Here is a 19193-nt window from a genome sequence, read left to right on the forward strand (position 1 = left end):
GCGAAACGACGCTACTGCAACCGGGACGGTTGAGGGTCTGCCGGATCGTCCTGCAGACGGCGAAGCATCTCGGCCAGCGTCTTGCCGGGTTCGTCGCGAAAGCGATCGGGCAGGACCTCGATCTGGTCGATGCGATCGATCCGGAAGGCACGAAAATCCTGCCGCAGTTCGCACCAGGCCGAGAAGGTCCACACCCGCCCCCAATAGAAGCAGCCGAGCGGCCGCACGATGCGTTGGCTCGGCGCGCCGCTGACGTCGCGGTAGTCCATGCGCAGCTTGTTGCGCGACTGCACCGCTTCGCGCAACGTCTGCAACCGGCCGCGCGTGCCATCGTCGATGGCGAACGACGGCGCGAAGAGCGCCAGGCTCTCCGCAGAGGCGCGCGCCGCCGGCGGCAGGACCGAGAGAATCTTGCCGAGCGCGGTTTGGATGTCGCGCGCCAGGGCGGGATCGACCGAGCTCTGCGCCAGCCTTGCCGAGGCGACAAGGGCCGCGGCCTCATCCTGCGTGAACATGAGCGGCGGCAGGTCGAAGCCTGCGCCCAATCGGTAGCCGACGCCGGCTTCGCCTTCGATCGGCACGCCTTGGCGCTGCAGGTCGGCCACATCGCGATAGACGGTTCGTTCCGACACCTCCAGGCGCTGTCCCAGGAAGGCGGCGGTCGTGAGTCGTCGCCCGCGGATGAGCTGGACGATCTGGAACAGGCGGTCGGCACGGCGCATGCAGGCAGGTCAAGTCGAACGAGCTTCTTGTCGAAATCTTTGTCAGTCCAGGGTGACGCCGATGTGAATGGCGACCTGGTCGGGGCCGCTGTAAGCCTCGAAGTCGCTGCGGTAGGTGCGCTTGATTTCGGGGTGCTGCTCGAAATACTGCCAGATCGACTGCCAGACCGCGAGCACCATCTGCGGCATCTCGCCTTGCCCGCTGAAGACGAGGTAGTCGCCGGCTTCAATCCGCACCGTCGCCGGGCCATGCGAGACGGCCACGCCCGTCGTGATGTCGAAGGCGCCATGCGCATCGGATTCGTAGGCCGAATAGACGCTGTAGAGGCGCATGTCGTTGATCCGGTTCGGCCGGTCGTAGGCGCGCTCGTCGAAGAAGCGCGTCCAGAGCTTGGCGATGCGGGCCGACTGCGGGTTGTTCTCCTCTTGGTTGCTGGTTCGCACGGTCAGCCCGGCGATGCTGAACGCGTCATGGCGTTGGAGCTGGGGTTGCATGGTTTTTTTCTCCTGATGAATCAAAGGTCCAATGCCCGGATGCTGGCGTTCATGGCGCCGGCGATCAGGTGGATGTCGTGGTCGCTGACTTCGAACAGCCCGAAGCGAAGCTTGGAGCCCCAGCGCTTCGGGCTCTCTATGAAGTCGAGGTGGTCGATGAGCGGCAGGATCGGCGCCTCCTGCGCGGCCACGTAGCTCACGCCGCGTCGCCAGGCCACGAAGCCGTCGGCCATGTCCGCTTCGGCTCGCCCGTCTGCACGACGCCGATCGAGACGAAGCTCTGCAGCTTGTCGGTGCCATGGAGCACCGTGGCGGGTGCGTAGTACGCGACGCGATCACCCGGCGCGATGCGCCGGAGGGGCGCGAGTTTGCCATGGCCGACCTGCATGAAGCCCACGCTGCCGTGGTCGCGCCCGCGGCGTGCATGTTCTGCACTGGCGACGGCGATCCAATTCCTGCGGTTCATGCCGCGATGCTGCGCGGAGGCTACTGACAACGTCCTGTCAGCAGCCTTCGCGCAAAGCGCAGGAACGCAAGCTCGCTACAGCACGTCGCTCGCAAAATCCGCCAGGCGCGAGCGTTCGCCGCGCGCCAGCGTGATGTGCCCGCTGTGCGGCCAGCCCTTGAACTTGTCGACCGCGAAGGTCAGCCCCGAGGAGCCCTCGGTGAGGTAGGGCGTGTCGATCTGGGCCAGGTTGCCCATGCAGATGATCTTGGTGCCCGGACCTGCGCGCGTGACCAGCGTCTTCATCTGCTTGGGCGTCAGGTTCTGCGCCTCGTCGATGATGACGTACTTGTTGAGAAAGGTGCGGCCGCGCATGAAGTTCATGCTCTTGATCTTGATGCGGCTGCGAATCAGCTCATTGGTGGCTGCGCGGCCCCATTCGCCGGCGCCGCCGCTGTCGCCCTTGGCCAGAAACTCGAGGTTGTCGTCGAGCGCGCCCATCCAGGGGCCCATCTTTTCCTCTTCGGTGCCGGGCAGGAAGCCGATGTCCTCGCCGACGCTCACGGTCGCGCGGGTCATGATGATCTCGGTGTAGCGCCGGTCATCGAGCACCTGGGTGAGGCCCGAGGCCAGCGCCATCAGCGTCTTGCCGGTGCCGGCGGTGCCGGTGAGGGTGACGAAGTCCACCTCGGGGTCCATCAGCAGGTTCATTGCGAAGTTCTGTTCGCGGTTGCGCGTGTTCACGCCCCAGACGGCATTCTTGATCGACCCGTAGTCCTTGAGCGTCTTGAGCACCGCGGTCTTGTCGCGGATCTCGGTGACCCGCGCGTACATGCTCGGCTCGCCGGGTGCTTCGAAGAAGACGAACTGGTTGATGTAGAGATTCGGGACGATCGGGCCGCTGATGCGGTAGAAGGTGCTGCTGCCGCTCTGCCAGCTCTCGACCGTCTTGCTCTGGCGCGTCCAGAAATCGGCCGGCAGCGCCAGCGAGCCGGAATAGAGCAGGTCGCCGTCTTCGAGCGTCTTGTCGTTCTGATAGTCGTCCGCCGCGAGGCCGAGCGCGCGCGCCTTGACGCGCATATTGATGTCCTTCGACACCAGCACCACTTCTTGCTTCGGCCGGTCCGGCGCGTCTTGCGCGTAAAGATCCCGCAGCGCCTGCACGACGCCGAGGATCTGGTTGTCGGCCTTGCCCTGGGGCAGGCTGGTCGGCAGCGCGTAGTCGAGCGGAGCAGTCTGGAAGAAAAGCTTGCCGCCGGATTCCCGATGGCCGGTGGAGTCGAGCTTCAGGCCCTTGGCGATGTCGGCGCCCTGTGTGCCGGCGAGCGCATCGAGGGTGCGGCTGGTCTGGCGGCCGTTGCGCGCGACTTCGGTCGTGCCTTTCTTGTGGCCGTCGAGTTCCTCCAGCACGATCATCGGCAAGAAGATGTCGTGCTCCTCGAAGCGGAACAGGCACATCGGGTCGTGCAGCAGCACGTTGGTGTCCAGCACGAACAGCTTGGCCGGACCGTTGGGTTTGCTGCGCTTGGCGCGCGCCGTGTTCTGCGGTGCCGCCGGGGCAGGAGCGGGGCGGCTTTCGATTTGGCTGCGCGACGGAGATGTCGGCGCCGGATAGGGCGCCAGCGCTCTCACCTTGGGCACGGGCGGCGCCTCGACGCTGCCGCCGCCTTCCGCGGCGTGACGGTCGAACAGTTCGAGCGGCTGAGGCCCGCTGGACCGGCTCTCTTCAGTTCGCCGATCGGCCGAGCGGCGGCCGTTTCTTCCGTGCGCTGAACGGGCGGGCGCGTCGTGCGCCTCGGGCGAAAGCAATGCGGCGCGTTTCGTGGGTGCGGGAGGCAGGGGCATGGGGCGGTTCGCTCGCAAAAAGAAGGAGGCCAGAAAGCGAAAAAGCCGCCTGAAGACCAGGGCGGCTTTGTTCGGGGGATGCGGTCGTGGAGCTCAACGGCATGAAACCATTATGCACATCCAATGTGTCACCTCCCGTGAACGTTGCGCATCGCCAACGCGACCGCGCAGAAGTACACGCTTGCAGGAGATCAGGCGGCCTTCTTGAGCGCCTTGACTGCTTTGAGCACGTCATCGACATGGCCGGGGACCTTGAGGCCGCGCCATTCGGCCTTGAGCACGCCGTCGGCACCGATCAGGAAAGTGCTGCGCTCGATACCCTTGACCTTCTTGCCGTACATGATCTTGTTCTTGACCACGCCGAACATGTGGCACATTTTTTCTTCGGTGTCCGCAATCAGCTCGAAAGGGAGTTCGAGCTTGGCCTTGAATTCGTCGTGCGACTTCATGTTGTCGCGCGACACGCCGAAAACGGTGGCGCCAGCCTTCACGAAATCCTTGTAGCGATCGCGGAACTGCATCGCTTCAGTGGTGCAACCGGGCGTGTTGTCCTTGGGATAGAAGTACATCACCAGCACGTGCCCGAGGTGCGAGGTGTTCGAGACCTTGATGCCGCCGGTGGCGTTGGCGTCGAATTCGGGAATGGGTTTGTTGACAACGATCGCCATGAAACTTGTTTTCTCCGTTTGATTCCATGTTCAAGCGACTCCTGGCTCTGGAGGCGCTCGAAATGGAGGATTGGTCGTTGCTTTACTGGGCGGGCCGCCGGTTTGCAACCCGGTATTTTACCCCGAAACGCCCTTTATTTCCCACCTTCCGGCCTCTCGACCAGAAGGGCTGCAACCACGTGGCGGCCTTCGCCGGCGAGGATGTTGTAGGTGCGGCAGGCTGCGGCCGTGTCCATGGTCTCCACGCCCGTGCGCCGCGCCATGAGCGGCTGTAGCCAGGCTGCCTCCGGAAAACGGATGCGCCCGCCACTGCCGAAGATGATCAACTCCGCGCCCATCGAGGCCAACTGCGCGAAATGCTCGGCGCCGAGCTGGTCGAAGCGGGTGCAGTCCCACGCGAAGCGCTCGCCGCGCGAGCCGACCACCACGCTGCCTTCGACCTTTTCGTTGTTGATGGCCACCCAGCCGGGGCCGTGCGCGGTAAGGGTCTGGACGTCGGATTTGTCGGGCTGGAGCTTCATCGGGAGGCCGGGGGAACTGTGGTCAAATTATAGGTTTTCCCCCGTGCAGACGCCCTTGGAGGGACTTTGAAAGCGATCAAGAAATCGGCCAAGCTGGCCAATGTGCTTTACGACATCCGCGGCCCGATCATGGATGCCGCGAAGCAAATGGAGGAAGAGGGCCAGAAAATCATCAAGCTCAACATCGGCAACCTCGCCCCGTTCGGCTTCGATGCGCCCGAAGAGGTGCAGCAGGACATGATCCGCAACCTGCCTGCCTCGTCCGGCTACTCGGACAGCAAGGGCATCTTCGCGGCGCGCAAGGCGGTGATGCACGAGACTCAGAAACAGGGCATCGCCGGCGTCACCCTCGACGACATCTACCTGGGCAACGGCGCGAGCGAATTGATCGCGATGGCCGCCAACGCGCTGCTCAACGACGGCGACGAGCTGCTGCTGCCGGCCCCCGACTATCCGCTGTGGACCGCCGTCGCGAGCCTTTCGGGCGGCACGCCTGTGCACTACCTCTGCGACGAGGACAACGGCTGGATGCCGAGCCTCGACGACATCCGCGCCAAGATCACGCCCCGCACCAAGGGCATCGTGGTCATCAACCCCAACAACCCGACGGGGGCGCTCTATTCGGACGATCTGCTCAAGGGCATCGTTACGATCGCGCGCGAGCACGGCCTCGTGATCCTCGCCGACGAGGTCTACGACAAGGTGCTGTACGACGGCGTCAAGCACACAGCCATCGCCAGCCTATCGAAAGATGTGCTGACCCTGACCTTCAACTCGCTGTCGAAGAGCTACCGCTCCTGCGGCTACCGCGCCGGCTGGCTCGTCGTGTCGGGCGACAAGAAGGTGGCCCTGGACTACATCGAGGGACTCAACATGCTCTCGAACATGCGCCTGTGTCCCAACGTGCCGGGTCAATGGGCGATCCAGACGGCGCTCGGCGGCTACCAGAGCATCAACGACCTCGTGGGGCCCGGCGGCCGTTTGCGCCACCAGCGCGATCTGGCCTACGAGCTCATCACTGCCATTCCGGGGGTGACTTGCGTCAAGCCGAATGCGGCCCTCTACATGTTTCCCAAGCTGGACCCCAAGGTCTACCCGATCGACGACGACCGGCAGTTCTTCCTCGAGCTGCTGAAGGAGACCAAGGTGATGCTGGTCCAGGGCACCGGCTTCAACTGGGCGACGCCGGACCACTTCCGCATCGTGTTCCTTCCGCATGAAGAAGACCTGCGCGAAGCAGTGCAGCGCATCGCCGACTTCCTCGAACGCTACAGAAACCGGGCCGCAGCCTGAGGCCCCCCTCGCTCAAAAGACGAAACGAATGAAACCCATCCAAGTAGGCCTGCTCGGCATCGGCACGGTCGGCAGCGGCACCTTCCACGTGCTCCAGCGCAACCAGGAAGAAATCAAGCGCCGTGCGGGGCGCGGCATCGAGATCACGATGGTCGCCGACCTCGACCTGGCGCGCGCCAAGGCCGCTGTCGGCGAGGGCGTGCAGGTCGTGAACGACGCGCGCGCCGTGATCGCAAACCCCGACATCGACATCGTGATCGAGCTGATCGGCGGCTACGGCATCGCAAAGGAGCTGGTGCTCGAGGCGATCGCCGCGGGTAAGCACGTGGTGACGGCCAACAAGGCCCTGCTCGCGGTGCATGGCACCGAAATCTTCGCGGCCGCCCATGCCAAGGGCGTGATGGTGGCCTTCGAGGCCGCCGTGGCCGGCGGCATCCCGATCATCAAGGCGCTGCGCGAAGGGCTCACGGCCAACAGCATCCAGTGGATCGCCGGCATCATCAACGGCACCACCAACTTCATCCTCTCGGAAATGCGCGACAAGGGCCTGGACTTCGGCACCGTGCTGAAGGAGGCGCAACGCCTCGGCTACGCCGAAGCAGACCCGACCTTCGACATCGAGGGCGTCGACGCCGCGCACAAGGTCACGCTGATGAGCGCCATCGCCTTCGGCATCCCGGTGCAGTTCGACCGCGCGCACGTCGAAGGCATCACCAAGCTCGCGGCGCAGGACATCAAGTACGCCGAACAGCTCGGCTACCGCATCAAGCTGCTCGGCATCACCAAGCGCAAGCCGCAAGGCATCGAGCTGCGCGTGCATCCCAGCCTGGTGCCCGCGAAGCGCCTGCTCGCGAACGTCGAAGGCGCGATGAATGCCGTTGTGGTCAACGGCGACGCCGTCGGCACCACGCTCTATTACGGCAAGGGCGCCGGCAGCGAGCCGACTGCCAGCGCCGTGATCGCCGACCTGGTCGACATCACGCGCCTGCACACCGCCGATGCAGCGCATCGCGTGCCGCATCTGGCCTTCCATCCCGACGCAATGAGCGACCTCAAGGTCCTGCCGATGGCCGAGGTGATCACCAGCTACTACCTGCGCATGCGCGTGGCCGACGAGGCCGGGGTGCTGGCCCAGGTCACCGGTCTCCTGGCTACCGCCGGCATCAGCATCGACGCGGTGCTGCAGCGCGAAGCCGACGAGGTGGGCGGCGAGGGATCGACGCAGACCGACCTGATCATCCTCACGCACGACACGCGTGAAGGCACTTTGGACGATGCGCTCGCGCAATTGCAGGCGCTGCCCACCGTGCTGGCGCCGATCGTGCGCATCCGCAAGGAAGAGCTGTCCTGATGCGCTACCTGTCCACGCGCGGCCATCCCGACCGCCGCCGCTTCTGCGAGATCCTGCTCGAGGGCCTCGCACCCGACGGCGGCCTGTACCTGCCCGAACACTACCCGCAGGTGGACGCCGCCACGCTCGCGAAGTGGCGCGGCCTGCCGTATGCCGAGATGGCCTTCGAGGTGCTCTCGCTCTACATCGACGACATCCCGCCGGCCGACCTGAAGGCGATCTGCGCCAGGACCTACACCGCCGAGGTGTTCGGCACGCCCGAGATCGTGCCGCTGCGCGAGCTCGAGGACGGCGTGTACCTCGAGGCCTTGTCCAACGGCCCGACGCTGGCCTTCAAGGACATGGCGATGCAGCTGCTCGGCAACCTGTTCGAGTACGAACTCGCGCGCCGCGGCGAGGAACTCAACATCCTCGGCGCGACCAGCGGCGACACCGGCAGCGCGGCCGAATACGCGATGCGCGGCAAGAAGGGCGTGCGCGTCTTCATGACCTCGCCCGACGGCCGCATGAGCCCGTTCCAGCAGGCGCAGATGTTCAGCCTGCAGGATGCCAACATCCACAATATCGCGGTCGCCGGCGTCTTCGACGACTGCCAGGATATCGTCAAGGCGGTCTCGAACGACCTGGGCTTTAAGCGCAAGTACAGGATCGGCACGGTCAACTCGATCAACTGGGCGCGCCTCCTGGCGCAGGTGGTCTACTACTTCGCCGGCTATTTCCAGGCCACGACGAGCAACGACAAACAGGTCAGCTTCACCGTGCCCTCGGGCAACTTCGGCAACGTCTGCGCCGGACACGTGGCGCGTTCGATGGGCCTGCCGATCCGCACGCTGGTGGTCGCGACCAACGAGAACGACGTGCTCGACGAGTTCTTCCGCACCGGCGTCTACCGCGTGCGCTCGGCTGCCGACACGCACGAAACTTCGAGCCCCTCGATGGACATCTCCAAAGCCAGTAACTTCGAGCGCTTCGTGTTCGATCTGGTGGGCCGCGATGCGGCAAAGACGCGTGGCCTGTTCGAAGGCGAGCTGGGCCGCAGCGGCCGCTTCGACCTGAGCGCTGATCCGGCCTTCGCGCAAGCCGCGTCGCGCTTCGGCTTCGCGAGCAGCCGCAGCACGCATGCGGATCGGCTCGCGACCATCCGCGATACGGACAAGCGCTTTGCGACGCTGATCGACACCCACACGGCCGACGGCCTCAAGGCCGCGCGCGAACATCTCGCGCCGGGCATTCCGATGATCGTGCTGGAGACCGCGCTGCCGATCAAGTTCGCCGAAACCATCGTCGAGGCGCTGGGCCGCGAGCCGGAACGTCCGGCGCGCTTCGAAGGCATCGAGGCGCTGCCCAAGCGCGTGGTCAAGCTGCCGGCGGATGCCGAGGCAGTCAAGGCCTACATTGCCCAGCACTGTGATTGACCCCCAGGAAGGCGGCGCATGAAAGTCATCGGCTTCGCCGGCTTCTCGGGCGCGGGCAAGACCACGCTGGTCGAGCGCCTGATCCCCGTTCTCAAGCTGCACGGCCAGCGCGTTTCGGTGGTCAAGCATGCCCATCACAAGTTCGACATCGACCATCCGGGCAAGGACACCCATCGGCATCGCGAAGCCGGCGCCTTCGAAGTGGTGGTCGCTTCGGACAAGCGCCTTGCGTTGATCCGCGAGTTCGAGCGGCCGACGCAGCTCGGCGTGCACGATCTGGTGGCTGAACTCGATGATGGCGTCGACTGGGTCCTGGTCGAAGGCTTCAAGCACAGCGACCTGTTCAAGATCGAGATCTGGCGCGAGCCGGGGGAGGGCGAGGCGGCCCGCCCGGCGCGCTACGCCGAGGACGCGCACATCGTCGCGATCGCGACCGACACGCCGGAACTGCTGCCGACCGCCACCGACCTGCCGATCTTCGACCTGAACGACGTCGATGGCATCGGCGACTGGCTGCTGCAGAACGCGGGGCGTTTCGAGTACAAGATGGAACGCCATGGCTGATCCATCCGCCCGCCCCCCCCTGATGCCGCTCGACGAGGCGCTCGCACGCCTGCTCGCCGCCGCCACGCCGCAGGTCGGCATCGAAAGCGTCTCCACCTTCGAAGTCGACGGCCGCGTGCTCGCGCAGGATGTGGTGTCGGCGCTCACCGTGCCGCCGCGCGACAACAGCTCGATGGACGGCTATGCGCTGCGCGTCGCCGATTGCGCGGCGCCCGGCGCCGTGCTGCGGGTGGCGCAGCGCATTCCGGCCGGCAGCGTGGGCACGGCGCTTGCCGCCGGCACTGCAGCGCGCATCTTTACCGGTGCGCAGATCCCCGAAGGCGCCGACGCGGTCGTGATGCAGGAAGACACGAGCGCGCTGCCCGGGGAAGACAGACTCGGAAGCGTGCGCATCGAGGTCGTGCCCGCCGCGGGCCAGTGGATTCGCGGCGCCGGCGAAGATGTGGCGGCCGGCGACGTGGTGCTGTCCAAGGGCGAGCGCCTCACGCCCGCAGGGCTGGGACTGGCCGCCAGCGTCGGCCTCGACCGGCTGCTGGTGGCGAAGCGCCCGCGCGTCACGCTGCTGTCGACCGGCGACGAACTCGTGATGCCCGGCGAAGTGACGCCCGAGGCGATGAAGCCTGGCTCGATCTACAACTCCAACCGCTTCTTCATGCGGGCGCTGCTGCAGCGGCTCGGCTGTGAGGTCACCGACCTGGGCATCGTGCCCGACCAGCGCGATGCGACCATCGAGGCCTTGCGCGGCGCATCGCTTCGCAGCGACCTGATCATCACCACCGGCGGCGTATCGGTCGGCGAGGAAGACCACATCAAGGCGGCCGTGCGGGCACTCGGCCAGCTCGACCTGTGGTCGCTCTCGATGAAGCCGGGCAAGCCCTTCGCCTACGGCCGCATCGGCCATGCGCACCTCACCGGGCTGCCCGGCAATCCGGTGTCGAGCTTCCTGACCTTCCTGCTCCTCGTGCGCCCCTTTTTGTTGACGCTGCAGGGCGCAACGCGCGTCGCGCCCGCGCGGGTACCGATGCGTGCCGATTTCGACTGGCCGCGCGCCGACCGGCGCCGCGAGTTCCTGCGCGCACGGCGCAATGCCGCGGGCGGGCTCGACCTGTTCGCCAACCAGAGCTCCGGCGTGCTGACCTCGATGGTCTGGGGCGACGGCGTGATCGACACGCCGGCGGGCCAGCCTTTCAAGTCCGGCGATATGGTGCAGTTCATTCCCTTCGCGTCGCTCCTGGCCTGAACATGAAAGTCACCGTGCGTTACTTCGCCTCGGTGCGCGAGGCACTGGGAACCGGCAGCGAGACCGTCGAGACCGGCGCGTCCGATCTGGCCGCGCTGCGCGACGAACTGATCGCGCGCGGCGAGCCGCATGCGAGCGCGCTGGCCCGCGGCAAGGCCGTGCGCATGGCGCTCGACCAGGTCATGAGCGCCGAGAGTGCTGCGCTGCGCGAAGGACAGGAAGTGGCCTTCTTCCCGCCGGTCACCGGCGGCTGAGCGCGGCCTGCGTTCGGAACAGCTGCTCGCGCAGTTCGCTTCCGGCACGCGTCATCGGCGCGCGCAGTTCGTCCTGCATCCATCCTTCGTTGGCGAGCACGGCCTTCAGCGGTCCGGGATTCGGCTCGGCGAACAGCGCTTCGATCAGGGGCAGCAACGGTTGCCATTGCGCCCGCGCTTCGGCCAGCCGCCCTTCGCGAAGCAACTGCATGACCTGCACGAAACGCGCGGTCTGCAGATGCGCACTGGCGGCAATGGCGCCCGCGCCGCCCTCGGCCAGCGTGCCGAAGAGCTGCGCGTCCTCGCCGGCCAGCACCTGCAGGCGGCCGTCGGCGATCAGCGCCCGCGTCTTGGCCATGTCGCCGCCGCAGTCCTTGATGGCGCGGATGCGCGGATGGGTTGCGAGCGAGAGCAGCGTCTCGCGCGTGATCGTGGCGCCGGTGCGGTACGGGATGTCGTACACCAGGAGCGGCACGGCGCTGGCTTCGGCGATGGCGCCGAACCATCCGATGAGGCCCGCCTGCGAGGGTCGGATGTAGCTCGGCGCCGGCACCAACAGCCCGGCCAGTTCGCAATCGTTCAGCCGGAGCACCCAGTCCAAGGTCTTGCCGAGGTGGTAGCCCGAGATGCCCATGATGCGCGGCAGTGCGGGCGCGGCCTTCGAGACGGTGGTCAGCGCCGCGAGCTGCTCGTCGCCGTCGAGCGCCGCCGCCTCGCCGGTCGAGCCGCAGACCACGAAGCCGGCGATGCCGGTGGATGCGAGCTGCTCGGCCAGCGCGGCGAGTGCCGTATGGTCGATCGCGCCGTCCTCGCGAAACGGTGTCACGAGCGGGATCCAGAGGCCCGAGAAATCAGGGATGGAAGAAGAGGGGTGCACGCAGATGTCCTTCAGGGATCGACCGATGGAAGAACCGCCATCGGATGCGCGCACAGGAGAAAACAGCTTCGGCTGGAGCCTTGCAGTTCCGTCGCTCATCCGACGACGGAACCGAAGCTCCGGTCAGACGAGCTCTGGTTTTTTGGCTTGGCCGCCCGCGCGCACCGCGGCCATCGCTTCGAGCGAAGCACGGCAGTGGGGCAAGGCGCGGGGAGGCATCGACGCAGTCTAACGCGGTGCCACAATCCGGCCATGGGCAGCCCACGCGTTTTCATTCAGACAGCCGATTTCGATCTCGCGCACGAGATCGCCGCGTTGCGCAGCGACGACAAACGAATCGGCGCGATCTGCAGCTTCGTCGGCACCGTGCGCGACCGGAATGTGGCCCCCACGCTCGGCACTGGCGTGTCCTCGCTGCCCCCCGAGGGGGCTCTTTCGCCTGGGGGCGGCCCGGCGGCGAAAGATGGCGACGTTGCGATCACTTCAATGGAGCTCGAGCACTACCCCGGAATGACCGAGAAGTCCATCGAAGCCATGATCGACGAGGCGCATCGCCGCTTCGACATCCTCGGCGCGCGCGTGATCCATCGCGTGGGCCTTCTGCAGCCGCTCGACCAGATCATGATGGTGGCCGTGATCTCGGCCCATCGGGGCCAAAGCTTTCAGGCCTGCGAATTCCTGATGGACTATCTCAAGACGCAGGCGCCGTTCTGGAAGAAGGAACAGACGCCCGAGGGCGCACGTTGGGTCGACGCGCGGGTGGCCGACGACGCGGCGCTGGCGCGCTGGGGCATCAGCGCCAGCAACGCTTGAGTCATGCGGCCGCCGCCGGGCCGCCCCAAGGCGAGCCGCGCCTCCCCCTTGGGGGGTGGAGTTACACGCCGCAAAGCGGCGTGAAAAGCCGGGGGGCCAACACTATTGAGGTGTGAAGCCGCTGGCCTTGATGATGCCTTGCCAGGTCTGCGTATAGCTGCGTACGCGGCCGGCGAACTGGCCTTGCGGCTCGTAGGCGACCGTCAACCCCATGGTGGTGAGCTTCTGCTTCACGTCGGGCATGGCCAGCACCTTGGCCAGGGCATCGCCGAAGCGATCGATCACCGGCTGCGGCGTGCCGACGGGCGCGAACACGCCGTAGTAGGGCAGGTCTTCCAGGTTGGCGAAGCCGAGTTCGGTGAAGGTCGGTACCTGCGGCAGCAGCGCCTGGCGCTTGCTGCCGATGGTGGCCACGATACGCACCTTGCCGGCCCGGTGGTTCTCGATGAAGTCGGGCACCGAAGCGATGCCGGCGCTGATCTGGTTGCCCAGCATGTCGGCCGTCATCGGCGCGCTGCCGCGGTAGGGTGCCGACTGCACGTCGATCTTGTATTTGGCGCCGATCATCTTCACCAGGAACTCGGGGATCGAGGCCGGCGCCGGAACGCCGATGGTGTCCTTGCCGCCGCGCTGGGTGCGCACCCATTTGAGGTACTCGTCCAGGTTCTTCGCCGGCGTCCCGCCCGATACCGCGAGCACGTTAGCGAAGGTCGCGAAGCCGGCGACCGGCACGAAATCGGTGGCCGGATTGAAACCCGCGTTCTTCACCACCTGCGGCAGGATCGAAATGCTGTGGTCATGCGAGAGGAACAGCGTATGGCCGTCCGGCGCGGCGGCCTTGAGGGCCTGCGCGGCGATCTGGCCGCCGGCACCCGCGCGGTTCTCGACCACCACCGGAGCGCCCAACTGGTCCTTGAGCTTCTCTGCCAGCGTGCGGGCGATCGCATCGCTGCCGGCGCCGGCAGGAAAGCCGACCAACAGCTTGATCGGCGTGCCCTGCTGCGCCTGCGCGAAGCCAGAAAAGCCCGCGATCGCGGCCAGCAGCCCGAGTGCGAAGACCCGGCGCGGCGCGGAAGCGGCAATCCACCTTGAACAGAACATGAGCAACTCCAGATGATTGATGAACAACAGGGCGAAACAAGCGAGCAACTGGCGTGCCCGCGCCGCGAATGGCTATTCTGTACGAGTGGCGCCGACGCGGCTTCGACCGACGCCTCTGGCTTGAATTTCGTGCCATACATCCCTACATGCCGGGGAATCGGAGTCATTCATGCGCCAAGACAAACTCACAACCAAATTCCAGGAAGCCCTCGCCGACGCGCAATCGCTCGCTCTCGGCAACGACAACCCCTACATCGAACCGGTCCACCTGCTGGTCGCCATGCTGCGCCAGGACGACGGCCCGCGGGCCTTGCTGGAACGCGCCGGCACCAACGTGCCGGGCCTCTTGCAGGCCGCCGAAGCGGCGATCAAGAAGCTGCCGCAGGTGCAGGGCCATGACCAGGTTCAGGTCGGCCCCGAGCTGGGCAAGCTGCTGCAGGCGACGGAGAAGGAAGCCATTAAGCGCAACGACCAGTTCATCGCCGGCGAGCTCTTCCTGCTCGCGTTGGCCGACAGCAAGGCCGAGATCGGCAACCTGGCGCGCAGCCACGGCGTGACACGCAAATCGATCGAAGCCGCCATCGATGCCGTACGCGGCGGCCAGGGCGTGAACAGCGCCGATGCGGAGGGCCAGCGCGAAGCGCTCAAGAAATACTGCCTGGACCTCACCGAGCGCGCCCGCCTCGGCAAGCTCGACCCGGTGATCGGCCGCGACGAGGAAATCCGCCGCGCCATCCAGGTGCTGCAACGCCGCACCAAGAACAATCCCGTGCTGATCGGCGAGCCCGGCGTCGGCAAGACCGCCATCGTCGAAGGCCTGGCGCAGCGCATCGTTGCCGGCGAGGTGCCCGAGTCGCTCAAGGGCAAGCGCGTGCTCTCGCTCGACATGGCGGCGCTCTTGGCCGGCGCCAAGTACCGCGGCGAATTCGAGGAGCGCCTGAAGACCGTGCTCAACGAGCTCGCGAAGGACGAGGGCCAGACCATCGTCTTCATCGACGAGCTGCACACCATGGTCGGCGCCGGCAAGGCCGAAGGCGCGATGGATGCCGGCAACATGCTCAAGCCCGCGCTCGCGCGCGGCGAGCTGCATTGCGTGGGCGCCACCACGCTCGACGAATACCGCAAGTACATCGAGAAGGATGCCGCGCTGGAGCGCCGGTTCCAGAAGATCCTGGTGGGCGAGCCCAGCGTGGAGGCAACGGTTGCAATCCTGCGTGGCCTGAAGGAAAAGTACGAAGTGCACCACGGCGTCGACATCACCGACCCGGCCATCGTCGCCGCGGCCGAGCTGTCCGACCGCTATGTCACCGACCGCTTCCTGCCCGACAAGGCCATCGACCTGATCGACGAGGCCGCGGCCAAGATCAAGATCGAGATGGACTCCAAGCCCGAGGTGATGGACCGGCTCGACCGCCGCCTGATCCAGCTGCAGATCGAGCGCGAGGCCGTGCGCCGCGAGAAGGACGAGGCCTCGCAGAAGCGGCTGGCGCTGATCGAGAGCGAGATCGAGCGCCTGCAGAAGGAAATCGCGGATCTCGACGAGATCTGGCAGGCCGAGAAGGCGCAGGCCCAGGGCAGCGCGCAGATCCGCGAAGAGATCGACAAGATCAAGTTCCAGATCGCCGAGTTCACCAGCAAGGGCGACTTCAACAAGGTCGCCGAGCTGCAGTACGGCAAGCTCCCGGGCCTGGAGAAACGCCTGAAGGAAGCGCAGGACACCGAGGCCAGCAAGGGCAAGTCCAGCGCGCCCACGCTGCTGCGAACGCAGGTCGGCGCCGAGGAGATCGCCGAAGTCGTGGCGCGCGCCACCGGCATTCCGGTGGCCAAGCTCATGCAAGGCGAGCGCGACAAGCTGCTCATGATGGAAGAGAAGCTGCACGAGCGCGTGGTCGGCCAGGACGAGGCCATCGGCGCGGTTGCCAACGCGATCCGCCGCTCGCGCTCGGGCCTCGCGGACCCGAACCGACCGACCGGCTCCTTCCTGTTCCTCGGCCCCACGGGCGTGGGCAAGACCGAGCTGTGCAAGGCGCTCGCCGGCTTCCTGTTCGACAGCGAAGACCACCTGATCCGCGTCGACATGAGCGAGTTCATGGAGAAGCATTCGGTCGCCCGCCTGATCGGTGCGCCGCCCGGCTACGTGGGCTACGAGGAGGGCGGCCACCTGACCGAAGCGGTGCGCCGCAAGCCTTACAGCGTGCTCCTGCTCGACGAGGTCGAGAAGGCGCATCCGGACGTCTTCAACATCCTGCTGCAGGTGCTCGACGACGGCCGCCTGACCGACGGCCAGGGCCGCACCGTGAACTTCAAGAACACGGTGATCGTGATGACCAGCAACATCGGATCGCCGATCATCCAGGCGATGGTGGGCCGGTCGAACGAAGAGATCAAGGACGCGGTCTGGGACGAGCTGAAGAACTACTTCCGCCCCGAGTTCCTGAACCGCATCGACGAGACCGTGGTGTTCCATGCGCTCGACGCCAAGAACATCGAGGCGATCGCGGCCATCCAGCTCAAGGTGCTGCAGGAGCGCCTGGCCAAGATGGACCTCGGGCTCGAGGTGTCGCCGCCAGCGCTGGCGGAGATCGCCAAGGTCGGCTTCGATCCGGTGTTCGGCGCCCGGCCGCTCAAGCGCGCGATCCAGCAGCGCATCGAGAACCCGCTCTCGAAGCTGCTGCTCGACGGCAGCTTCGGCCCGAAGGACACGATCGTCGTCACCACCGACCCGATCCAGGCGCCGGGGCAGTTCAGCTTCCGCAAGGCCGGGGAACAAAGCCTGGAGGCCGTAGCCTAACTTCGATGCTCAACTTTCTTTTGCGCCTCGTTCTGTTCTTCTTGGGCCTCTTGTTCGCGGCCAGCCTCGCAGTCGCCGTGCTGCTGCTGGCGGCGGTCTGGGGCCTGCGCTACGGCTGGGCACGCCTCACGGGGCAGCCGGTCCAGCCCTGGGTGATGCGCTTCGACCCACGCCACGGCTTCGATCGCTTTCGGGCCGCAGCGCGCCCGGCCGAGCCCACCGCGGCCGACGTGGCTGCGGCGCGAGCGCGCGGCCAGGCCGCCGACAGCCCGGTGCGCCTGCGCGATCCGGGCCGCGTGACTGACGTGGAAGCCCGTCCGGCGTCGCGCGGCGAATAAGGCGGGCGGGCGGCGACACCTATCGCCGCTTCTCGTACGTCCCCACCAGCTCCGCCTGCGCGAGCACGTGTCCTTTCATCGCCTTCTCGAGCGCGGCCTTGTCCGGACGCTCGAGTTCCGGCAGCACGGCGTCGAGCGCGTAGAGCTTGTGGAAGTAGCGGTGTCGGCCGATGGGCGGGCAAGGCCCGCCATAGCCCGTGCGGCCCCAATCGTTGACGCCCTGGCGCGTGCCCGCCGGCAATGCGGCCGGCTCGACCGCTTCGGCGAGCTCGCTGGCCTCCGCGCCGATGTTGTAGAGCACCCAGTGGACCCATGTCATCTTGGGTGCCGCCGGATCGGGCGCATCCGGGTCGTCGACGATGAGCGCGAAGCTCAGGGTCGCCGCGGGTGCGCCGCTCCACGCCAGCGGCGGCGACACGTCCTTGCCTTCGCAGGTATGGATGGCCGGTATCGCGCCGTCTTGTGCGAACGCGGTGGAAGTGAGGGTCAGGCTCATGGGGGTCTCCTTTATGACGGCAGGGATTGCGCTGCCCGCACGGGGATGCGCCGACGGCCGAAGCCGCGTTCGAAGGTGCCGAAGCGGCCGGCGATCGGCGTGCCGCAGTGCGGGCATTCGCCGCGCGCATCGAGTTCGCAGTCCAGCACCAGGTACCAGTCGCGGCGCACCAGCGGCGCGCGGCAATGCGGGCACCGAGTGGTCCCGCCTTCCACGTCGTGGACATTGCCGGTGTAGACATGGTGCAGCCCGTTGGCGAGCGCGATGGCGCGGGCGCGCGTCAGCGTCGCTGGCGGCGTCGGCGGCACGTCCATCATCTTGTAGTCCGGATGGAAGGCGGTGAAGTGCAGCGGCACGTCCGGCCCGAGGTGATCGGCGATCCAGCGGCTCATCGCCTCGATCTCGGCATCGCTGTCGTTGTGGCCGGGGATCAGCAGCGTGGTGATCTCGAACCAGCAGCTCGTCTCGTGGTGCAGGTACTGCAGCGTGTCGAGCACCGGCGCCAAGTGGGCGCCGGTCTGCTGGAAATAGAAGGCTTCGGTGAAACCCTTGAGGTCGACATTGGCCGCATCCATCCTGGCGTAGAACTCGCGCCGCGGCGCGGCGTGCATGTAGCCCGCGGTCACGGCGACGCTGAACACGCCCAGCGCATGGCAGGCATCGGCCGCGTCCATCGCGTACTCGGCGAAGATCACCGGGTCGTTGTAGGTGAAGGCCACGCTCAGCGCGCCGCGCTGGCGCGCCAGCTCGGCGACGCGTTGCGGCGATGCGGCGTCCATCAGCTGGTCCATCTCGCGGCTCTTGGAGATGTCCCAGTTCTGGCAGAACTTGCATGCCAGGTTGCAGCCGGCGGTGCCGAAGGAGAGCACGCTGGAGCCGGGATGGAAATGATTCAGCGGCTTCTTCTCGATCGGATCGAGGCAGAAGCCGGAGCTGCGCCCGTAGGTCGCGAGCACCATTTCGTCGCCGATGCGCTGGCGCACGAAGCACATTCCGCGCTGGCCTTCGTGCAGCCGGCAGTCGCGCGGACACAGGTCGCACTGGATGCGCCCGTCGTCCAGCCTGTGCCACCAGCGCCCGGGATGGCTCGCGCTCATGATGGCGGCGCCTCGAACGCGATCGCCGCGTAGCCGACCACGCGGCGGCGGTCGCCCGCGGTGTCGCCGGAATTGCGCAGGTCCAGCAGGCGCGGCTGCAGGCCGTGGCTGCGCGCCGCCTGCAGCGCACCGTTGATCGCCAGCGCGCCGCAGGCCTCCTCGGGAACCAGGGCGCCGTCGAAGGCGAGGATGCGCTGCACCGTTGCGCGGTCACGCGCCTGCGCCTGCGCATACGGCAGGTAGTGCGACAGGTCTGAGCTGACGACGATCAGCGTTTCGTCCCCACCCCACAGCCGATCCAGAACCTGCGCCAGCTCGGAGGGATTCGCACTGCCGACGAGCAGGGGGACCAGCGCGAAGCTGTCCAGCACCATCTGCAGGAACGGCAGTTGCACCTCCAGCGAATGCTCGAAGGCGTGGGGCCAGTCGTCGTGCACGACCTGCGGCGGGGTGCCGAGCCGGGCCAGGGACGCATGTTCCAGCGCGATCCGGCCGAGCGGCGTATCGAAGGCGTCCGCTTCCGGTGCCGCCAGCGCGCGCACCGCGCAGCGATGGGCCGGACCGATCAGCACGACACGCGTGATCCGATCGCGCCACGGTGCGAGCAGGGCATAGGCTTGGGCCGCGACGGCGCCGGAATACACATAGCCGGCGTGCGGAACGATCAGCAGCTTCGGTGGATGCGCAGATTCGGCGACCGCGCTGTCGGCGGCGGCAAGGCAATCGCCGACCTCGCGCTGCAGCTGCAGCGCATCGCTGGGATAGAAGGTCCCCGCGACGGCGGCGGGGCGAACGGCAGGCATGGCATCACACCTCCTGAGTTGAATATGGACCCGTCGCGGGCCAGCGTCAAACAGTGCGCGACGC

21 protein-coding genes are annotated in these 19193 nt (G+C 66.7%); 9 read left to right on the forward strand and 12 right to left on the reverse strand.

Annotated elements, in window-relative coordinates:
• Nucleotides 1–11: 11 nt before the first annotated feature.
• The 7 genes from EJI01_RS07650 to EJI01_RS07675 form a co-directional block, all read right to left on the reverse strand.
• Nucleotides 12–722, reverse strand: a complete 711-nt coding sequence (locus tag EJI01_RS07650) for a helix-turn-helix transcriptional regulator (RefSeq protein WP_126836498.1) — start codon at nucleotides 720–722, stop codon at nucleotides 12–14.
• A 42-nt stretch (nucleotides 723–764) separates the two neighbouring features.
• Complete coding sequence (locus EJI01_RS07655) at nucleotides 765–1217, reverse strand: GyrI-like domain-containing protein (protein ID WP_126836499.1); 453 nt, start codon at nucleotides 1215–1217, stop codon at nucleotides 765–767.
• A gap of 20 nt (nucleotides 1218–1237) precedes the next feature.
• Nucleotides 1238–1450, reverse strand: coding sequence for a hypothetical protein (locus EJI01_RS29585; RefSeq protein ID WP_312846036.1), 213 nt, complete (start codon nucleotides 1448–1450; stop codon nucleotides 1238–1240).
• A complete protein-coding gene (locus EJI01_RS29590; RefSeq protein ID WP_312846038.1) occupies nucleotides 1414–1683 on the reverse strand; it encodes an EVE domain-containing protein in 270 nt (89 codons plus the stop codon). Before EJI01_RS29590 ends, EJI01_RS29585 begins: the two co-directional genes overlap by 37 nt.
• Before the next feature lie 75 nt (nucleotides 1684–1758).
• On the reverse strand, nucleotides 1759–3507 hold the full coding sequence (locus EJI01_RS07665; RefSeq protein WP_126836500.1) for a PhoH family protein: 1749 nt from the start codon (nucleotides 3505–3507) through the stop codon (nucleotides 1759–1761).
• A gap of 191 nt (nucleotides 3508–3698) precedes the next feature.
• Entirely contained in the window at nucleotides 3699–4175 is a 477-nt protein-coding gene (locus EJI01_RS07670) for a peroxiredoxin (protein ID WP_093109821.1), read from the reverse strand.
• Between the two features lie 134 nt (nucleotides 4176–4309).
• The gene (locus tag EJI01_RS07675) at nucleotides 4310–4696 is read right to left on the reverse strand and encodes an Mth938-like domain-containing protein (protein ID WP_126836501.1); all 387 of its coding nucleotides are present in this window, start codon (nucleotides 4694–4696) and stop codon (nucleotides 4310–4312) included.
• A 66-nt stretch (nucleotides 4697–4762) separates the two neighbouring features.
• Here EJI01_RS07675 and EJI01_RS07680 point away from each other — a divergent pair, with 66 nt between their 5' ends.
• The 6 genes from EJI01_RS07680 to moaD are packed head-to-tail and all read left to right on the forward strand — an operon-like array spanning nucleotide 4763 to nucleotide 10813.
• Nucleotides 4763–5989: a pyridoxal phosphate-dependent aminotransferase gene (locus EJI01_RS07680; RefSeq protein WP_126836502.1), complete on the forward strand. Its 1227-nt coding sequence runs from the start codon at nucleotides 4763–4765 to the stop codon at nucleotides 5987–5989.
• Nucleotides 5990–6017: 28 nt separating this feature from the next.
• The gene (locus EJI01_RS07685) at nucleotides 6018–7340 is read left to right on the forward strand and encodes a homoserine dehydrogenase (RefSeq protein ID WP_126836503.1); all 1323 of its coding nucleotides are present in this window, start codon (nucleotides 6018–6020) and stop codon (nucleotides 7338–7340) included.
• The gene (gene thrC / locus EJI01_RS07690; RefSeq protein WP_126836504.1) at nucleotides 7340–8755 is read left to right on the forward strand and encodes a threonine synthase; all 1416 of its coding nucleotides are present in this window, start codon (nucleotides 7340–7342) and stop codon (nucleotides 8753–8755) included. The genes EJI01_RS07685 and thrC overlap by 1 nt, the downstream gene beginning before the upstream one ends.
• 18 nt (nucleotides 8756–8773) lie before the next feature.
• Nucleotides 8774–9319, forward strand: coding sequence for a molybdopterin-guanine dinucleotide biosynthesis protein B (gene mobB / locus EJI01_RS07695; protein ID WP_126836505.1), 546 nt, complete (start codon nucleotides 8774–8776; stop codon nucleotides 9317–9319).
• Complete coding sequence (gene glp / locus EJI01_RS07700; RefSeq protein WP_260602367.1) at nucleotides 9312–10559, forward strand: gephyrin-like molybdotransferase Glp; 1248 nt, start codon at nucleotides 9312–9314, stop codon at nucleotides 10557–10559. The genes mobB and glp overlap by 8 nt, the downstream gene beginning before the upstream one ends.
• Before the next feature lie 2 nt (nucleotides 10560–10561).
• Complete coding sequence (gene moaD / locus EJI01_RS07705; RefSeq protein WP_126836506.1) at nucleotides 10562–10813, forward strand: molybdopterin converting factor subunit 1; 252 nt, start codon at nucleotides 10562–10564, stop codon at nucleotides 10811–10813.
• Here moaD and dapA read toward each other — a convergent pair.
• Nucleotides 10800–11789 carry a 4-hydroxy-tetrahydrodipicolinate synthase gene (dapA, locus tag EJI01_RS07710; protein WP_126836507.1) on the reverse strand — a complete coding sequence of 330 codons (990 nt, stop codon included), beginning with the start codon at nucleotides 11787–11789 and terminating at the stop codon, nucleotides 10800–10802. The two genes, moaD and dapA, sit on opposite strands and share 14 nt — an antisense overlap.
• Before the next feature lie 153 nt (nucleotides 11790–11942).
• Here dapA and EJI01_RS07715 point away from each other — a divergent pair, with 153 nt between their 5' ends.
• Complete coding sequence (locus EJI01_RS07715) at nucleotides 11943–12503, forward strand: molybdenum cofactor biosynthesis protein MoaE (protein ID WP_126836508.1); 561 nt, start codon at nucleotides 11943–11945, stop codon at nucleotides 12501–12503.
• A gap of 102 nt (nucleotides 12504–12605) precedes the next feature.
• Here EJI01_RS07715 and EJI01_RS07720 read toward each other — a convergent pair whose 3' ends face one another.
• Nucleotides 12606–13604: a Bug family tripartite tricarboxylate transporter substrate binding protein gene (locus EJI01_RS07720; RefSeq protein WP_126836509.1), complete on the reverse strand. Its 999-nt coding sequence runs from the start codon at nucleotides 13602–13604 to the stop codon at nucleotides 12606–12608.
• A 169-nt stretch (nucleotides 13605–13773) separates the two neighbouring features.
• Between EJI01_RS07720 and clpB the strand changes: the two genes are divergently transcribed.
• Complete coding sequence (gene clpB / locus EJI01_RS07725) at nucleotides 13774–16395, forward strand: ATP-dependent chaperone ClpB (protein WP_126836510.1); 2622 nt, start codon at nucleotides 13774–13776, stop codon at nucleotides 16393–16395.
• A gap of 5 nt (nucleotides 16396–16400) precedes the next feature.
• Nucleotides 16401–16733: a hypothetical protein gene (locus EJI01_RS07730; protein WP_126836511.1), complete on the forward strand. Its 333-nt coding sequence runs from the start codon at nucleotides 16401–16403 to the stop codon at nucleotides 16731–16733.
• A gap of 19 nt (nucleotides 16734–16752) precedes the next feature.
• Here EJI01_RS07730 and EJI01_RS07735 read toward each other — a convergent pair whose 3' ends face one another.
• From EJI01_RS07735 to amrB, 3 genes are read right to left on the reverse strand one after another with little or no spacing between them, the layout of a single operon-like run.
• Nucleotides 16753–17229, reverse strand: a complete 477-nt coding sequence (locus EJI01_RS07735) for a YbhB/YbcL family Raf kinase inhibitor-like protein (protein WP_126836512.1) — start codon at nucleotides 17227–17229, stop codon at nucleotides 16753–16755.
• 11 nt (nucleotides 17230–17240) lie between these two features.
• Nucleotides 17241–18326, reverse strand: coding sequence for an AmmeMemoRadiSam system radical SAM enzyme (amrS, locus tag EJI01_RS07740; RefSeq protein ID WP_126836513.1), 1086 nt, complete (start codon nucleotides 18324–18326; stop codon nucleotides 17241–17243).
• Nucleotides 18323–19129 (reverse strand): AmmeMemoRadiSam system protein B, encoded by an 807-nt coding sequence (amrB, locus tag EJI01_RS07745; RefSeq protein ID WP_126836514.1) that lies wholly within the window; start codon nucleotides 19127–19129, stop codon nucleotides 18323–18325. The genes amrS and amrB overlap by 4 nt, the downstream gene beginning before the upstream one ends.
• Nucleotides 19130–19193: the final 64 nt, after the last annotated feature.

It is taken from the genome of Variovorax sp. MHTC-1 (assembly GCF_003984645.1).
In the GTDB taxonomy this organism is placed as follows: domain Bacteria; phylum Pseudomonadota; class Gammaproteobacteria; order Burkholderiales; family Burkholderiaceae_C; genus Variovorax.

Excerpts from the sequence above, each read along its gene's own strand:
- EJI01_RS07720 (WP_126836509.1), bottom strand. The coding sequence starts at position 13,604 with ATGTTCTGTTCAAGGTGGATTGCCGCTTCCGCGCCGCGCCGGGTCTTC.
- EJI01_RS07735 (WP_126836512.1), bottom strand. The coding sequence starts at position 17,229 with ATGAGCCTGACCCTCACTTCCACCGCGTTCGCACAAGACGGCGCGATA.
- EJI01_RS07670 (WP_093109821.1), bottom strand. The coding sequence starts at position 4,175 with ATGGCGATCGTTGTCAACAAACCCATTCCCGAATTCGACGCCAACGCC.
- EJI01_RS07650 (WP_126836498.1), bottom strand. The coding sequence starts at position 722 with ATGCGCCGTGCCGACCGCCTGTTCCAGATCGTCCAGCTCATCCGCGGG.
- EJI01_RS29585 (WP_312846036.1), bottom strand. The coding sequence starts at position 1,450 with ATGGCCGACGGCTTCGTGGCCTGGCGACGCGGCGTGAGCTACGTGGCC.
- thrC (WP_126836504.1), top strand. The coding sequence starts at position 7,340 with ATGCGCTACCTGTCCACGCGCGGCCATCCCGACCGCCGCCGCTTCTGC.
- moaD (WP_126836506.1), top strand. The coding sequence starts at position 10,562 with ATGAAAGTCACCGTGCGTTACTTCGCCTCGGTGCGCGAGGCACTGGGA.
- EJI01_RS07685 (WP_126836503.1), top strand. The coding sequence starts at position 6,018 with ATGAAACCCATCCAAGTAGGCCTGCTCGGCATCGGCACGGTCGGCAGC.
- EJI01_RS07665 (WP_126836500.1), bottom strand. The coding sequence starts at position 3,507 with ATGCCCCTGCCTCCCGCACCCACGAAACGCGCCGCATTGCTTTCGCCC.
- EJI01_RS07715 (WP_126836508.1), top strand. The coding sequence starts at position 11,943 with ATGGGCAGCCCACGCGTTTTCATTCAGACAGCCGATTTCGATCTCGCG.
- mobB (WP_126836505.1), top strand. The coding sequence starts at position 8,774 with ATGAAAGTCATCGGCTTCGCCGGCTTCTCGGGCGCGGGCAAGACCACG.
- amrB (WP_126836514.1), bottom strand. The coding sequence starts at position 19,129 with ATGCCTGCCGTTCGCCCCGCCGCCGTCGCGGGGACCTTCTATCCCAGC.
- clpB (WP_126836510.1), top strand. The coding sequence starts at position 13,774 with ATGCGCCAAGACAAACTCACAACCAAATTCCAGGAAGCCCTCGCCGAC.
- dapA (WP_126836507.1), bottom strand. The coding sequence starts at position 11,789 with ATGAGCGACGGAACTGCAAGGCTCCAGCCGAAGCTGTTTTCTCCTGTG.
- EJI01_RS07730 (WP_126836511.1), top strand. The coding sequence starts at position 16,401 with ATGCTCAACTTTCTTTTGCGCCTCGTTCTGTTCTTCTTGGGCCTCTTG.
- amrS (WP_126836513.1), bottom strand. The coding sequence starts at position 18,326 with ATGAGCGCGAGCCATCCCGGGCGCTGGTGGCACAGGCTGGACGACGGG.
- EJI01_RS07675 (WP_126836501.1), bottom strand. The coding sequence starts at position 4,696 with ATGAAGCTCCAGCCCGACAAATCCGACGTCCAGACCCTTACCGCGCAC.
- EJI01_RS07655 (WP_126836499.1), bottom strand. The coding sequence starts at position 1,217 with ATGCAACCCCAGCTCCAACGCCATGACGCGTTCAGCATCGCCGGGCTG.
- glp (WP_260602367.1), top strand. The coding sequence starts at position 9,312 with ATGGCTGATCCATCCGCCCGCCCCCCCCTGATGCCGCTCGACGAGGCG.
- EJI01_RS29590 (WP_312846038.1), bottom strand. The coding sequence starts at position 1,683 with ATGAACCGCAGGAATTGGATCGCCGTCGCCAGTGCAGAACATGCACGC.